We start from the raw sequence: 15,404 nt of genomic DNA on the forward strand, positions 1-15,404 counted from the left end.
TCTGCTTGGCGAATCCGACGATGATACAGATCACTGCCCTGCCCGCCTTCACCGATAACTACATCTGGTTGTTACAAGACCACGGCAGCAAGCGCTGCGCCGTCGTCGATCCGGGTGATGCCGCGCCCGTGCAAGCCTGGCTGACGGTCAATCCCGGTTGGGTATTAAGCGACATTCTGATCACTCACCACCATCATGACCATGTCGGCGGTGTCGAACAGTTGAAGAAAGCGACAAACGCGAAGGTCTATGGCCCGGCGAGCGAAAGCATTCCCGCGCGAGACGTTGCGCTCAAGGACAACGACCGTGTCAGCGTGCTCGGATGGGATTTCGATGTGCTTTCCGTCCCGGGCCATACGCTGGGGCATATTGCCTACTATCACCATGGTCTGTTGTTTTGCGGTGACACGCTGTTTGCCGCGGGCTGCGGACGTCTGTTCGAAGGCACGCCACAGCAGATGTACGCCTCGCTGACCCGTTTGGCCGCGCTGCCGGAGGACACGCTGGTCTACTGCACTCACGAATACACCCTGAGCAATCTGAAGTTTGCCGCCGCCGTCGAACCGAACAATCCCGACACTGCCGAACGCCTGGTCAAAGTCACCCGACAACGGGAATCCGGGATCATGACGTTGCCTTCGACACTGGCGCTGGAAAAGCTCACAAATCCGTTTTTGCGTGTCAGTGAAACATCTGTTAAAGAAAAAATGGACGAACGGACCGGCAGCGATAACTTGGCGCCCGATATGGTTTTTGCTGCGCTCAGGGCTTGGAAAGACGGGTTCTAAAGAGCTTGCTCGCGGGTCTGATATCGCTGAATGGTTGACCGCAGGGGGTACGCTTTCTAGAATCGCCCGACATTTTTGCCCGGAACTAACTTCCAGCCAATGTCGTCACCTATTCGTAAAGCCATCAATTCAGACGCATTGACCCGCTTGGCTCAAGCCATCGCGGTGGCTGTGTCCGCCACATTGGCGGGCTGTTCCAGCCATGCGCCGCAGACTGATGCGACGCACACCCAGAACATCGCTGCACGCGCCAAACAGAAGCCGATCTGGCTCACTGAACAACCTAGCCCGCAAGTTCCACAGGACGTCTGGGAGCGCATGCGCCAGGGCTTCCAGTTGCAGGACGGGCTGGGCGTCAACCCACGTATCGAGCAACAGCGCCTGTGGTTCGCCAGCAACCCGTCGTTTCTCGAAAACGCCGGCGAACGTGGCAGTCTCTACATGCACTACATCGTGGAGCGCCTCGAAGAGCGCAACATGCCGCTGGAACTGGCGCTGCTGCCAGTGATTGAAAGCTCCTACAACCCGATGGCCTATTCCCGGTCCAACGCGGTGGGTCTTTGGCAATTCATCCCTTCCACCGGGCGTTACTTCAACCTGCGCCAGACCCGTCTGTATGATGGCCGTCGTGATATCACCGCGTCGACCACCGCCGCGCTGGATTACCTGACCCGCCTGCATGACATGTTCAACGGCGACTGGATGCTGGCCCTGGCGGCTTACAACGCCGGTGAAGGCACCGTCAGCCGGGCCATCGAGCGCAATGAAAAGCTCGGCCTGCCTACCGATTACTGGAACCTGCCGCTGCCGTCCGAAACCCAGGCATACGTGCCAAAGTTGCTGGCGCTGTCGCAAGTGGTCATGGCTCCCAACGCCTATGGCGTGAACCTGAACCCGATCGCCAACGAACCGTACTTCCAGGCTGTCGAAATCAATCAGCGCATGGACCTGTCCAAAGTCGCTGAAGTCGCCAACATCGACGAAGACGAACTGTTCCAGCTGAACCCGGCCTTCAAGCAGCGCACCACCACCCTGGATGGCCCGCAGCATTTGCTGGTGCCGACTTCCAAGGCACAACTGCTGACCACCAGCCTGCAGACCATGCGCCCTGAAGAGCTGATCAGCAAGAAGCCACTCAAGCCTGTCTTCGACGGTGCGGACGATACGGTCGTCGCCAGTGCCAAACGCAACTACCGGGTCAAGCGCGGCGACAACCTCGGCTCCATTGCCAAGGCCAACAACGTCGACGTCAAGGATCTGCAACGCTGGAACAACCTCAGCGGCAAGAACCTCAAGGCCGGCCAGACCCTGGTCATGCAGGACACCCGCAAAAGCAAAAACAGCTCCGGTCGCGTCAATACCGTGGTCGCCGCCAACAGCAAAACCGCCAAAAGCAACAAGCAGCAGACCAAGTACAAGGTCCAGCAAGGCGATTCGCTGTACATCGTGGCCAAGCGCTTCAACGTTGAGATGCAGCATCTCAAACGCTGGAACCCTCGTGTCGGCCAGGCGTTGAAGCCCGGGCAAATGTTGACGGTTGCCAATCCGCGCTAAAAAAACAGCCCCTGAATTCAGGGGCTTTTTTATGCCTGCACAGTTTCATGGCGAGCACAAAACCTGTAGGAGCAAGCTTGCTCGCGATGAGGGCTTGTCAGTTTGCATCGATGGCGACTGACACACCGTCATCGCGAGCAAGCTCGCTCCTACAGGGATTGTCGTCCAGCCGAAATGACTGATTGATCCCCTGTCTTTTTCCTGTCCTGACAAGCTGTTACTGTACGGTCCACAAAGCCCAAGCCGCCTGGATCGGATCCCCTATTTGAAGCGTCCCCTCCTCTTCCTGATCAGCCTGGCCTTGAGCTCCACCGCAAGCGCGACGATCAGCGAAAGCCATGGTTATGCGCAGTTCGGCACGCTCAAGTATCCGGCCAGATTTACCCATTTCGACTGGGTCAACCCGCAAGCGCCCAAAGGCGGAACGTTGCGGGTAATGGCGTTTGGCACGTTCGATACGCTCAACCCTTACACGTTCAAGGGCACCAGCCCGGTCACCACGCCGAGCTTCCTGCAGTACGGCATCAACGAGCTCAACGAACCGCTGATGGTCGGCACCGGCCAGTACGCGCCATCCGGGGATGAACCGGCGTCCAGTTACGGCCTGATTGCCCAGTCGGTGGAGTACAGCGAAGACCGCAGCTGGGTGGTGTTCAATCTGCGCCCCGAAGCGCGCTTCCACGACGGCACGCCGATCACCGCGTACGACGTCGCGTTCTCCTACCGGTTGCTGCTCAAGGAAGGTCATCCGCTGTACCGCACCAGCCTCCAGGAAGTGCTGCGGGTCGACATCCTCAATCCGCAGCGCATTCGTTTTGTGTTCAAGCGTGCCGGCAATCCGCTGTTGATCCTGCGTCTGGGCGAGTTGCCGGTGCTGCCGCAGCATTACTGGAAGGGCCGCGACTTCAAAGCCACCACCTTCGAGCCGCCGCTGGGCAGCGGACCGTATCGCATCACATCGGTCACGCCAGGGCGGCAAATCGTCTTCGAACGGGTCAAGGATTACTGGGGCAAGGACCTGCCGGTCAATCGCGGCAAATACAATGTCGACCGCATGGAAGTCGAGTATTACCGTGACAGTGACGTGGCATTCGAAGCCTTCAAGGCGGACGAATTCGACATTTACATCGAGCATCAGGCAAAGAATTGGGCCACCGGCTACAACTTCCCGGCGATACGTCGCGGCGAGGTGATCAAGGCGCAGATTGCGCACCAGATCCCGACCCAGAGCCAGGGATTGTTCATGAACAGCCGTCGCCCGACGTTCGCCGATCCCAAGGTCCGCGAAGCCCTGGGGCTGATGTTCGACTTTGAGTGGACCAACCGCACGCTGTTCAGCGGCGCCTACAAACGCGCCATGAGTTACTACCCCAACAGCGAATTCTCCGCGACCGGGTTGCCGGTCGGACATGAATGGCTGCTGCTCAAGCCCTACCGGGAACAATTACCGGCCAGGCTGTTCACAGAGCCGTTCAGCCTGCCGCAGACCATCGGGCGCGGCATCCCCCGGGAAACCCTGCGCAAAGCCCTCGGCCTGCTCGCTGAAGCCGGCTGGAAGCTTAATGGCCAGCGTTTACAGAACGCGACCGGGCAACCGTTGCGCCTGGAACTCCTGCTGGTCAATCCGAACCTGGAACGCATTCTTCAACCTTACATCGAGAACCTCGCCAGTATCGGCATCGACGCCCACCTGCGCACGGTTGATCGCGCCCAGTACAAGCAACGCCTCGACCAGTTCGATTTCGACATGATCCTTATGACCCTCAACCAGACCCTCAGCCCGGGCCTGGAGCAATGGCAGTACTTTCATTCCAGCCAGGCCGGGGTCAAGGGCAGCAAGAATTACGCCGGCATCGCCAACCCGGTGGTCGATCACCTGCTGGAGCAACTGCTCGCCGCCCAGACCCGCGATGACCAGGTCGCCGCCGGCAAGGCCCTCGACCGTGTGCTGCTGTGGCAGCACTACATCATTCCCAATTGGTACCTCAACTATCACCGACTGGCCTACCGCAACCGGTTGGCCTTTGTCACGACGCCGCCCTACACCCTGGGCCTGAGCGCGTGGTGGCTGAAGTCTTCGGAGAAAGATCAATGAATCCCGTACGCGCCCTGCTCCTGCAGGCCAGCGGTCTGCTGTTCGCCGGGCTGGCCTGCGCCGCTCCGCAACATGCCGTGACCCTGTACAACGAGCCGCCGAAATACCCGGCCGATTTCAAGCACTTTGATTACGTCAACCCGGACGCCCCCAAAGGCGGGATCTTCCGCCAGGCCGGGTTCGGCGGCTTCGACAGCCTCAACCCGTTCATCAACAAAGGCGTACCGGCCGATGACATCGGCCAGATCTACGACACGCTGACCCGGCACAGTCTCGACGAACCCTTCACCGAGTACGGACTGATCGCCGGCAAGATCGAAAAATCGCCGGACAACAGCTGGGTGCGCTTTTACCTGCGCCCCGAAGCGCGCTTCCACGACGGTCATCCCGTGCGCGCCGAAGACGTGGTGTTCAGCTTCGACACGCTGACCAAGGAAGGCTCGCCGCTGTTTCGCGGCTACTACAGCGATGTGGCCGAAGTCATCGCCGAAGACCCGCTCAAAGTCCTGTTCAAGTTCAAGCACAGCAACAACCGCGAACTGCCGCTGATCCTCGGCCAGTTGCCGGTGCTGCCCAAGCATTGGTGGGTCGACCGCGATTTCAACAAGGGCAATCTGGAAATTCCGCTCGGCAGCGGCCCGTACAAAGTGGCCGACGTGAAGGCCGGTCGCTCGGTGCGTTATGAGCGGGTCAAGGACTATTGGGGCAAGGACCTGCCGGTCAATCGTGGCTTCTACAACTTCGACACGATGACCACCGATTACTACCGCGACAACACCGTCGCCCTCGAAGCGCTGAAGGCCGGGCAGTTCGATTACTGGCTGGAAATGACCGCGAAGAACTGGGCCAACGCCTACAACATTCCGGCAGTCACCGAAGGTCGGTTGATCAAGGAACAGATTCACAACGGCAACCCGACCGGCATGCAGGGTTTTGTCTTCAACCTGCGCCGTCCGGTGTTTCAGGATGTGCGGGTGCGCCAGGCGCTGAGCCTGCTGCTCGACTTCGAATGGACCAACAAGCAACTGTTCAACGGCGCCTACGTGCGCACCCGCAGTTACTTCGAGAATTCGGAAATGGCCGCCACCGGCCTGCCGGACGCCGATCAACGGGAGATCCTCGAGCCGTTTCGCAGCAAGCTGCCCGCTCAGGTGTTCAGCGAAGCCTTCGAAAATCCGAAGACTGACGCCAGCGGCATGATCCGCAATCAGCAGCGCGAGGCCTATCAATTGCTGCAAGAGGCCGGCTGGAAGATCGTCGACGACAAAATGGTCGACGCCACGGGCAAACCGGTGGCCATCGAATTCCTGCTGGCCCAGACCGAATTTGAACGCGTGCTCCTGCCATTCAAGCGCAACCTCAGTGACCTCGGCATCAATCTGGTGATCCGCCGTGTCGATGTCTCGCAGTACATCAACCGTGTGCGCTCCCGTGATTTCGACATGATCGTCGGCAGTTTTCCGCAGTCCAACTCACCAGGTAACGAACAGCGCGAATTCTGGATGAGCGCCGCCGCCGACAAGCCCAGCAGCCGCAACACCATGGGCTTGAAGGATCCGGTCGTTGATCAACTGGTCGAAAACCTGATCAATGCCGACTCGCGCAAAGGCCTCGTGGCCCACGCCCGGGCGCTGGATCGCGTGCTGCAATGGGGCTACTACGTGATCCCCAACTGGCACATCAAGACCTGGCGCGTGGCGTACTGGAACCACATCGGTCACCCGAAAAACTCTCCCGACTATGACATCGGCATTAACACCTGGTGGGTCAAGCCTGATGCGAAACCTGCGGTAGAAGTCGAAACCACATTGCAGGCCAATCCTGCGGGCACGGAGTAATCAGATGCTGGCGTATATTTTTCGGCGACTGTTGCTGATCATTCCGACCTTGTTCGGTATTTTGCTGATCAACTTCGTGATCATCCAGGCCGCGCCGGGCGGTCCGGTGGAGCAGATGATCGCCAAGCTCGAAGGCTTTGAAGGCGCCACCAGCCGCATTGCCGGTGGCGGTGCCGAAGTCTCGGTGGCCGGCTCAGCCTATCGCGGCGCCCAAGGCCTGGACCCGGCGCTGATCAAGGAAATCGAGCACATGTACGGCTTCGACAAATCGGCGCCGGAACGCTTGTGGATCATGGTCAAGAACTACGCGAGTCTGGATTTCGGCGACAGCTTCTTCCGCGACGCCAAGGTCATCGACCTGATCAAGGAAAAGATGCCGGTGTCGATTTCCCTCGGGCTGTGGAGCACGTTGATCATGTACCTCGTGTCGATCCCGCTGGGGATCGCCAAGGCCACGCGACACGGCAGCCACTTCGACGTCTGGACCAGCTCGGCGATCATCGTCGGTTATGCGATCCCGGCGTTCCTGTTTGCCATCCTGCTGATTGTGGTGTTCGCCGGGGGCAGCTATCTGGACTGGTTCCCGTTGCGCGGGCTGACCTCGAACAACTTCGATGAACTGAGCATGGGCGGCAAGATCCTCGATTACTTCTGGCACCTGGCGCTGCCGGTGACCGCACTGGTGATCGGCAACTTCGCGACCATGACCTTGCTGACCAAAAACAGCTTCCTCGACGAGATCAACAAGCAGTACGTGGTCACCGCCAAGGCCAAAGGCCTGACCAATCACCGCGTGTTGTACGGCCATGTGTTCCGCAACGCCATGCTGCTGGTGATCGCCGGGTTCCCGTCAGCGTTCATCGGGATCTTCTTCACCGGTTCGTTACTGGTGGAGGTAATTTTTTCCCTCGACGGCCTCGGGCTCATGAGTTTCGAAGCGGCGATCAACCGCGACTATCCGGTGGTGTTTGGCACCCTCTTCATCTTCACCCTGTTGGGGCTGGTGGTGAAACTGATCGGCGACCTCACCTACACCTTTGTCGATCCGCGCATCGACTTCGAAAGCCGGGAGCATTGAGATGAACCTGTCCCCTCTCAATCGCCGGCGTTTCGAGCTGTTCAAGGCCAACAAGCGTGGCTGGTGGTCGCTGTGGCTGTTCCTGATCCTGTTCGGCGCCAGCCTCGGCGCCGAGTTGATCGCCAACGACAAGCCGTTGGTGGTGCACTACGACAACAACTGGTATTTCCCGGCGCTCAAGCGCTACCCGGAAACCACCTTCGGCGGCGAATTTCCGCTGGAAGCCAACTACAAGAGCCCGTACATCCGCGAATTGCTCAAGGCCAAGGACGCCTGGGTGCTGTGGGCGCCGATTCCCTATAACTACCAGAGCATCAACTACGACCTGAAAGTCCCGGCCCCGGCACCGCCCTCGGCGGACAACCTGCTGGGCACCGATGACCAGGGTCGCGATGTGCTGGCCCGGGTGATTTATGGCTTCCGGATTTCGGTATTGTTTGCCCTGACGCTGACCGTGTTCAGCTCAATCATCGGTGTGATCGCCGGGGCTTTGCAGGGTTTCTACGGCGGCTGGGTCGATCTGGCCGGGCAGCGCTTTCTGGAGATCTGGTCCGGGTTGCCGGTGTTGTACTTGCTGATCATCCTCGCGAGTTTCGTGCAGCCCAACTTCTGGTGGCTGCTGGGGATCATGCTGCTGTTTTCCTGGATGAGCCTGGTGGACGTGGTGCGCGCCGAGTTCCTGCGTGGGCGTAACCTCGAATACGTGCGCGCCGCCCGCGCCCTGGGCATGCAGAACGGTGCGATCATGTTCCGCCACATCCTGCCCAACGCGATGGTCTCGACCATGACCTTCATGCCGTTCATCCTGACCGGCGCCATCGGCACGCTCACGGCCCTGGATTTCCTCGGTTTCGGTTTGCCGGCGGGCAGCCCGTCGCTGGGGGAACTGGTGGCCCAGGGCAAATCCAACCTGCAAGCGCCGTGGCTTGGCATCAGCGCGTTTGCGGTGCTCGCGTTGATGTTGAGTTTGCTGGTGTTCATCGGCGAGTCCGCTCGCGATGCCTTCGACCCGAGGAAGTGAAATGAATCAGGACAATCTGATTGAAGTGCGCGACCTGGCCGTCGAATTCGTCGTCGGCAAACGTTGTCAACGCGCGGTCGAAGGCGTGAGTTTCGACATCAAGCGTGGCGAGACACTGGCCCTGGTCGGCGAAAGTGGCTCGGGCAAATCGGTGACTGCGCACTCGATCCTGCGCCTGTTGCCCTACCCGCTGGCCCGACACCCGTCCGGCACCATCGAATATGACGGGAAAAACTTGCTGGACCTGAACGAGAAAACCATCCGTCATATCCGCGGCAACCGGATTGCGATGATCTTCCAGGAGCCGATGACCTCGCTCAATCCGCTGCATTCGATCGAGAAGCAGATCAACGAGGTGCTCGGCATCCACAAGGGTCTGACGGGAAAAGTGGCGACCAAACGCACGCTGGAGTTGCTGGAGATGGTCGGCATTCCCGAACCCCACAAGCGCCTCAAGGCCCTGCCCCACGAGTTGTCCGGTGGCCAGCGTCAGCGTGTGATGATCGCCATGGCCCTGGCCAACGAGCCGGAACTGCTGATCGCCGACGAACCGACCACCGCACTGGACGTGACCGTTCAGCTGAAAATCCTCGAACTGCTCAAGGAATTGCAGGCTCGCCTGGGCATGGCATTGCTGCTGATCAGCCACGATTTGAACCTTGTGCGAAGAATTGCGCATCGCGTATGTGTCATGCAGCGAGGTTGCATCGTCGAACAGGCATCGTGCGAAGAGTTGTTCCGCGCGCCGCAGCATCCGTACACTCGGGAACTGCTGGCGGCGGAGCCCAGCGGCACGCCGGCGACCAATGTGATTGGCCCGCCGTTGCTGGCGGTCGAGGACCTGAAAGTCTGGTTTCCGATCAAGAAAGGCCTGCTCAAACGCACGGTGGATTACGTCAAAGCGGTCGACGGCATCAATTTCAGCCTGCCCCAGGGTCAGACCTTGGGGATTGTGGGAGAAAGCGGTTCCGGTAAATCGACGCTGGGCCTGGCGATTTTGCGGCTGATCGGCAGCAAAGGCGTCATTCGTTTTGAGGGCAAGCAGCTAGACTGCCTGACGCAGAACGAGGTTCGCCCGTTGCGTCGGGAGATGCAGGTGGTGTTTCAGGACCCGTTTGGCAGCCTGAGCCCGCGGATGTGCGTCAGCGACATCGTTGGCGAAGGCCTGCGGATTCACAAGATGGGCACCGCGCAAGAACAGGAAGCGGCGATTATTGCGGCATTGAAGGAGGTAGGTCTGGATCCGGAAACCCGGCACCGCTACCCCCACGAATTTTCCGGCGGGCAACGGCAGAGAATCGCCATTGCCCGGGCATTGGTGTTAAAACCGGCGTTGATTTTGCTGGACGAGCCGACCTCGGCCCTCGACCGCACCGTACAACGCCAGGTGGTGGAGCTTTTGCGTTCACTGCAAACCAAGTACAACCTGACGTATCTGTTTATCAGCCATGACCTGGCTGTGGTGAAAGCGCTGAGCCACCAGTTGATGGTGGTCAAGCATGGCCAAGTGGTCGAACAGGGAGACGCGCAAAGCATTTTTGCCGCCCCCCAACATCCGTATACACAGCAGTTGCTGGAAGCCGCTTTTTTGGCACCAGCCACTGCGCAATAACCTGAAAAGAGGAGCAACACATGGGTTTTCTCGCCGGTAAGCGCGTACTGATCGTCGGTGTCGCCAGCAAGCTGTCCATCGCATCCGGCATCGCTGCCGCCATGCATCGCGAGGGCGCTGAGCTTGCCTTCACTTATCAGAACGACAAACTCAAGGGTCGTGTCGAAGAGTTCGCACAAGGCTGGGGCTCGAGCCCTGAGCTGTGCTTCCCGTGCGACGTGGCCAGCGACGAAGAAATCGCCAAGGTCTTCGAAGAACTGAGCAAGAAGTGGGACGGCCTGGACTGCATCGTGCACTCCGTCGGCTTCGCCCCGGGCGACCAACTGGACGGCGACTTCACCGAAGCCACCACCCGCGACGGTTTCCGCATTGCTCACGACATCAGCGCCTACAGCTTCGTGGCCCTGGCCAAAGCCGGCCGCGAAATGATGAAAGGCCGCAACGGCAGCCTGCTGACCCTGTCGTACCTGGGCGCCGAGCGCACCATGCCGAACTACAACGTGATGGGCATGGCCAAGGCTTCCCTGGAAGCTGGCGTTCGTTACCTGGCCGGCTCCCTGGGCCCGGACGGTACTCGCGTCAACTGCGTATCGGCTGGCCCGATCCGCACCCTCGCCGCTTCCGGCATCAAAAACTTCCGCAAGATGCTGGCCGCGAACGAAGCGCAAACTCCGCTGCGCCGCAACGTCACCATCGACGAAGTCGGCAACGCCGGCGCCTTCCTGTGCTCGGACCTGGCGTCTGGCATCAGCGGTGAAATCATGTACGTGGACGGTGGTTTCAACACCACAGCCATGGGCAACATCGAAGAGTAATCTTCGGTCAGCCAAATCAAAAACCCGCCAAGCCTGGCGGGTTTTTTTATGCCTGTGATTTCTTGAACGCGGTTAAATCCCTGTAGGAGCAAGCTTGCTCGCGATGATGTCAGCACATTCACCCTCGGTGGTGGCTGAGACACCGCTATCGCGAGCAAGCTTGCTCCTACAGGAATTGTGTTTGATCGACTATTGTTTTTTATCAACTCAATCCATCGTCGAGGCATGCACAATGCAGCTATCCCCTTTTCACTTGGCCATCCCCGTCTACGACCTGGCCGCAGCGCGACATTTTTACGGCTCGGTATTCGGCCTGGAAGAAGGACGGTCCAGCGAACACTGGGTCGACTTCAATTTCTTCGGCCATCAGCTGGTGATTCACCTGGCGCCGAAGAACGCGTCCCAGGAAGCCGCTCACACCAATGCCGTGGGTGGCATTTGCTCTTATGAAAAATCAGAGCAAATACCTGTCAGCCTGAGAGTTCAAGGTTGCCGGACAACATAGAATCTCCCACATTTGAAATGCGTACCCCTGTAGGAGCCGGCTTGCCGGCGAAGAGGCCCGCCCAGACAGCATCGCACTACAGGCCCATCACCCGCTCCGTCTCGGCCAACAATTGCTCCACCGAACCCTGAAGCGCCGAATCGTACTCAACCTGCCCCACACTGAACCGAATGTCATAACTGCGGCTCGCCGTGGCGTTGCGTTCGTCGAGAATTTCCTTGAGTCGCGTCTTTATCGATTCGATCTCCACGGTGCTGGAACCGGTCAACAACACAACAAACCGGTCGCCCCCGAGGCGTCCGACAACGTCGTTTTCGCGGAACCCGATGCGCAGCACATCGGCGAAGGTCTTGAGCACGTCATCGCCTTCGACCCGCCCATAGAGGTAGTTGATGTGTTTGAACTCATCAAGGGTGAAGTACAGCAGCGTTGCCGGAATTTCCAGCTGCTCACACGCGTCGAGCCCCAGCTGGGCCAGTGCGATGAAGCCGTGGCGATTGGACAGCAGCGTCAGCTCGTCCATGCTCGCCATCTGCACGCCCATCAATTCCTGCTCGGCCTGACGCGCCAGATCACGCAGTCGTTCACGCGCCTGCTGCGGCGTGAGCAACAGCGTCGCATATCGACCGGGTTTGCCCGGTTTGCCTGGAATTAACATCGTTGACTCCCTTGGCGGTTATGCACTTTAGAGTCGCCCATAACCGTATTGACTCCCTGTTCACGCGCCGTTGGTCAGCTTCCCGCCACCGGGCACGGTCCTCCCGCGTCTGCCCATTGTTTGAACTGTGTGACGAAAATGTCGTGGGGCACCGGCACCGGTGCGCGATGACCGCCCGGGTTCCAGCCCCACAACACCAGTTTGTCGTCGCTGACGTGCTTGATCAGGGCGGCAAAATCCCGATCGCCATTGCTGGAGCGATCCTTGATCATCGCGCACAAGCGATCTGGCGGCAGGCCTATCCAGGCCATGCGATGGGCGGCCGGTGGCAGGCTCCAGTGCGGGGCGCCGGGTGGCGCGTTAGGGCCGTAACTGGCCGGTGGATTGCTTTGGGCATGGCACGTCGCGCAGGGCAATCCCGCCGAGCCCTTACCGTCGAGGCCGCGCACGACGTTCATGGCATGGGGCACGCCGGCATCGAATTGCAGCGGCGAATCCCCTGGAATGTGGCAGTTCTGGCAACGCGGGCTCTGGAAGACTTTCTGCACGGTATCGAATGCCTTCAAGGCTTCCCGGTCATCCGCAAACAGGTCCGAGGCATAGCCGGCCAGGCCGATCAACACCACGGCAGCGAGAACCAGATGTCGTTTCATCTCACACCCCCGACAGTTGCAGCGGCAGCTCCCGCAAGCGCTGCCCGGTCAGGGCAAACACCGCGTTGGCCACCGCTGGCGCCGTGGGTGGCACGCCGACCTCGCCGACGCCGCCGGGTTTGTCACTGCTGGGCACGATATGCACTTCGACCACCGGCATTTCGTTCAGTCGCAGCACTTGGTAATCGTGATAGTTGGACTGCTCCACCTGCCCGTTCTTGAGGGTCAGCTTGCTGTGCAAGGTGAAGCTGAGGCCAAAGGTGATGCCCGACTCCATTTGCGCGGCAATGCTTTGCGGGTTGACCGCAATGCCGCAGTCCACCGCGCACACCACGCGGTGCACGCGGATGTGCAGGTTGTCCTGGGACACTTCGGCCACCTGCGCCACGTAGCTGCCGAAGGACTCATGCACCGCCACGCCCAATGCGTGGCCGTCCGGCAGCGGTGCTTTCCAGTTGGCTTTTTCCACGGCCAGGTTCAGCACGCCGAGATGGCGTGGATGGTCCTTGAGCAACGTTCGTCGATACTCGACCGGGTCTTTGCCCGCCGCCGTGGCGAGCTCATCGATCAACGATTCCATGACAAACGCGGTGTGCGTGTGCCCCACCGAGCGCAACCACAGCACGCTGATCCCGGTGGTTGGCGAGTGCAATTCGACCTGATGGTTAGCCAACCCCACGATATAAGGGCTGTCGGCCACGCCTTCGACGGAGGTTTTGTCGATGCCGTCCTTGACCATGGTCGCTTCGAGGGAAGTCCCGGCCATGATCGATTGCCCGACCATCACATGTTTCCAGGCCAACGGCAGCCCGTCGGCGCCCAAACCGATGCGTGCATGGTGCAAAAATGCCGAGCGGTAATAACCGCCACGGATATCGTCCTCCCGCGCCCACACGGTTTTCACCGGCCCGCCCGCTGCCTTGGCGACGTACACCGCTTCGCTGACGAAGTCCGAGGTCGGATTGGCCCGCCGCCCGAAACCGCCACCGAGGAACTCGGTGTGGATCTCGACCTGCTCGGGTTTGAGCCCGGTGATTTTCCCCGCGATCATCTGGTCCAGCGTCTGGAACTGCGTACCGGTCCAGATTTCACATTTGTCCTGGGTGATGCGCACCGTGCAATTGAGCGGTTCCATTGGCGCGTGTGCCAGGTACGGCACGCTGTATTCGGCGTCGATCGTCTTCGTCGCTTTCGCCAGTGCAGCCTTGGTATCCCCCGCCTGCCCGGCATTCAAACCGGGCGTCGTGGCGAGTTTGCGAAAGGTTTCCAACAATGTCTCGCTGTCGAGTCCAGCGTTCGGCCCCGGTTCCCAATCGACTTTCAGCGCATCGCGCCCCAGTTTCGCCGCCCAATAGTGATCGGCAATCACTGCCACACCGGTCGGCACCTGCACCACTTTGTGCACCCCGGGAATCGCCAGCGCCTCGGCGCCTTCAAAGGATTTGACGGTGCCGCCGAATACCGGCGAACGGGCAACCATGGCAGTCATCAGCCCATCGAATTGCACGTCCATGCCGAATTTCGCCCGGCCGGTGATTTTTTCCGGCGTGTCCAGGCGCGGGGTGGGTTTGCCGATGAGTCGCCAGTCCTTCGGCTCCTTGAGTTTGATCGACGCCGGAGCCGGGACCGCAAGCTTGCCCGCGTCATCGGCCAATTCGCCATACGTGGCGCGGTGTTCACCGGCGATGACCACGCCCGGCTCGGTGTGGATTTCGGAGGGTGCAACGTTGAAGCGCTTGGCCGCCGCGTCGATCAACATCAGGCGTGCCGCCGCACCGGCCTGGCGGTAGCGATCGAACTCCATCCAGATCGAGGTCGAGCCGCCGGTGATTTGCATCCCGCCAAACCCGGCCATGCCGTAATCGGCCGCCGATGCTGGTGAATGCACCACACGGATTTTCGACCAGTCGGCGTCCAGTTCCTCGGCGATCAGCATGGTCAGGCCGGTCCAGATGCCCTGGCCCATTTCGGAATGCCCGAGCAACACGGTGACGCTGTTGTCATTGCCGATGCGCAGGAAGGCATTCGGCGCGAACACATTGCCCTGATTCTCGGCACCGAGGGCAAAACGGTGGCCGCCGGGAATGACAAAGGCCACCACCAGTCCCCCGCAGAGCACGGCACCGCCCTTGAGGAAACCACGGCGCGAGACAGCGTTGATGTCGTTCATGATTCGATCCCTCAACCCAGCTCGGACGCGCGCTTGACTGCCGCACGAATCCTTGGATACGTGCCACAACGGCAGATGTTGCCGGAGAGCGCCTGATCGATATCGCTGTCGGTCGGTTTCGGAATTTTCGCCAGCAAGGCGGCTGCCGACATGATCTGCCCGGACTGGCAGTAGCCACACTGAACCACGTCCAGTTCAGCCCAGGCTTGCTGCACCGGGTGCGAGCCATCAGCAGAGAGCCCTTCAATGGTGAGGATTTTCTGGCCATGGGCCACCGCCGTGGCCGGCGTGATACAGGCACGCAGTGGCGCACCATCGACATGCACGGTGCAGGCGCCGCATTGGGCCATGCCACAACCGAATTTGGTACCGGTGAGATGAGCGAAGTCGCGAAGGACCCAAAGCAGCGGCATGTCGGCGGGGACATCCAGCTCCTGATCCTTGCCATTGATGTTCAAGGTCAGCATGGCGCAATTCCTCAGACGCACGGTGATCTGAAGGGGCGTCGCTGTGGTTCTGGAGCACCTACGCGCGCCTCGGGTTATCCCTTTAGCTAAGCGCAATTTTCCCCGGGGACCTGATGCATCGACCACCGGTCACAAGAAAGCCGCCTCAAT

Annotated in this window: 12 protein-coding genes and 1 pseudogene; 9 read left to right on the top strand and 4 right to left on the bottom strand. The window is 60.1% G+C overall.

What is annotated here, in order from left to right; translation table 11 throughout:
- Positions 1–20 precede the first annotated feature (20 nt).
- The 9 genes and pseudogenes from gloB to CKW15_RS00210 form a co-directional block, all read left to right on the top strand.
- Positions 21–788: a hydroxyacylglutathione hydrolase gene (gene gloB / locus CKW15_RS00170; RefSeq protein ID WP_095151221.1), complete on the top strand. Its 768-nt coding sequence runs from the start codon at positions 21–23 to the stop codon at positions 786–788.
- 99 nt (positions 789–887) lie between these two features.
- A complete protein-coding gene (locus CKW15_RS00175; protein ID WP_095151222.1) occupies positions 888–2,342 on the top strand; it encodes a transglycosylase SLT domain-containing protein in 1,455 nt (484 codons plus the stop codon).
- 265 nt (positions 2,343–2,607) lie between these two features.
- Positions 2,608–4,437: an extracellular solute-binding protein gene (locus CKW15_RS00180; protein ID WP_095151223.1), complete on the top strand. Its 1,830-nt coding sequence runs from the start codon at positions 2,608–2,610 to the stop codon at positions 4,435–4,437.
- Positions 4,434–6,275 carry an extracellular solute-binding protein gene (locus tag CKW15_RS00185; RefSeq protein WP_095151224.1) on the top strand — a complete coding sequence of 614 codons (1,842 nt, stop codon included), beginning with the start codon at positions 4,434–4,436 and terminating at the stop codon, positions 6,273–6,275. Before CKW15_RS00180 ends, CKW15_RS00185 begins: the two co-directional genes overlap by 4 nt.
- Before the next feature lie 4 nt (positions 6,276–6,279).
- Positions 6,280–7,353 (top strand): microcin C ABC transporter permease YejB, encoded by a 1,074-nt coding sequence (locus CKW15_RS00190; protein WP_034146535.1) that lies wholly within the window; start codon positions 6,280–6,282, stop codon positions 7,351–7,353.
- Position 7,354: 1 nt separating this feature from the next.
- Entirely contained in the window at positions 7,355–8,374 is a 1,020-nt protein-coding gene (locus tag CKW15_RS00195; RefSeq protein ID WP_095059902.1) for an ABC transporter permease, read from the top strand.
- A gap of 1 nt (position 8,375) precedes the next feature.
- Positions 8,376–9,986, top strand: a complete 1,611-nt coding sequence (locus CKW15_RS00200) for an ABC transporter ATP-binding protein (RefSeq protein ID WP_095059903.1) — start codon at positions 8,376–8,378, stop codon at positions 9,984–9,986.
- 20 nt (positions 9,987–10,006) lie between these two features.
- The gene (gene fabI / locus CKW15_RS00205; protein ID WP_095059904.1) at positions 10,007–10,801 is read left to right on the top strand and encodes an enoyl-ACP reductase FabI; all 795 of its coding nucleotides are present in this window, start codon (positions 10,007–10,009) and stop codon (positions 10,799–10,801) included.
- Between the two features lie 232 nt (positions 10,802–11,033).
- Positions 11,034–11,237: pseudogene (locus CKW15_RS00210) on the top strand (VOC family protein); the annotation flags it as partial.
- A gap of 145 nt (positions 11,238–11,382) precedes the next feature.
- Here CKW15_RS00210 and CKW15_RS00215 read toward each other — a convergent pair.
- The 4 genes from CKW15_RS00215 to CKW15_RS00230 form a co-directional block, all read right to left on the bottom strand.
- Positions 11,383–11,964: a GGDEF domain-containing protein gene (locus CKW15_RS00215; protein ID WP_095151225.1), complete on the bottom strand. Its 582-nt coding sequence runs from the start codon at positions 11,962–11,964 to the stop codon at positions 11,383–11,385.
- A gap of 74 nt (positions 11,965–12,038) precedes the next feature.
- Complete coding sequence (locus CKW15_RS00220; protein WP_095151226.1) at positions 12,039–12,617, bottom strand: hypothetical protein; 579 nt, start codon at positions 12,615–12,617, stop codon at positions 12,039–12,041.
- Position 12,618: 1 nt separating this feature from the next.
- Complete coding sequence (locus tag CKW15_RS00225) at positions 12,619–14,787, bottom strand: xanthine dehydrogenase family protein molybdopterin-binding subunit (RefSeq protein ID WP_095151227.1); 2,169 nt, start codon at positions 14,785–14,787, stop codon at positions 12,619–12,621.
- Positions 14,788–14,798: 11 nt separating this feature from the next.
- Positions 14,799–15,254 carry a (2Fe-2S)-binding protein gene (locus CKW15_RS00230; protein WP_095059908.1) on the bottom strand — a complete coding sequence of 152 codons (456 nt, stop codon included), beginning with the start codon at positions 15,252–15,254 and terminating at the stop codon, positions 14,799–14,801.
- Positions 15,255–15,404: the final 150 nt, after the last annotated feature.

The sequence above is a fragment of the Pseudomonas sp. Irchel s3b5 genome, assembly GCF_900187435.1.
In the GTDB taxonomy this organism is placed as follows: domain Bacteria; phylum Pseudomonadota; class Gammaproteobacteria; order Pseudomonadales; family Pseudomonadaceae; genus Aquipseudomonas.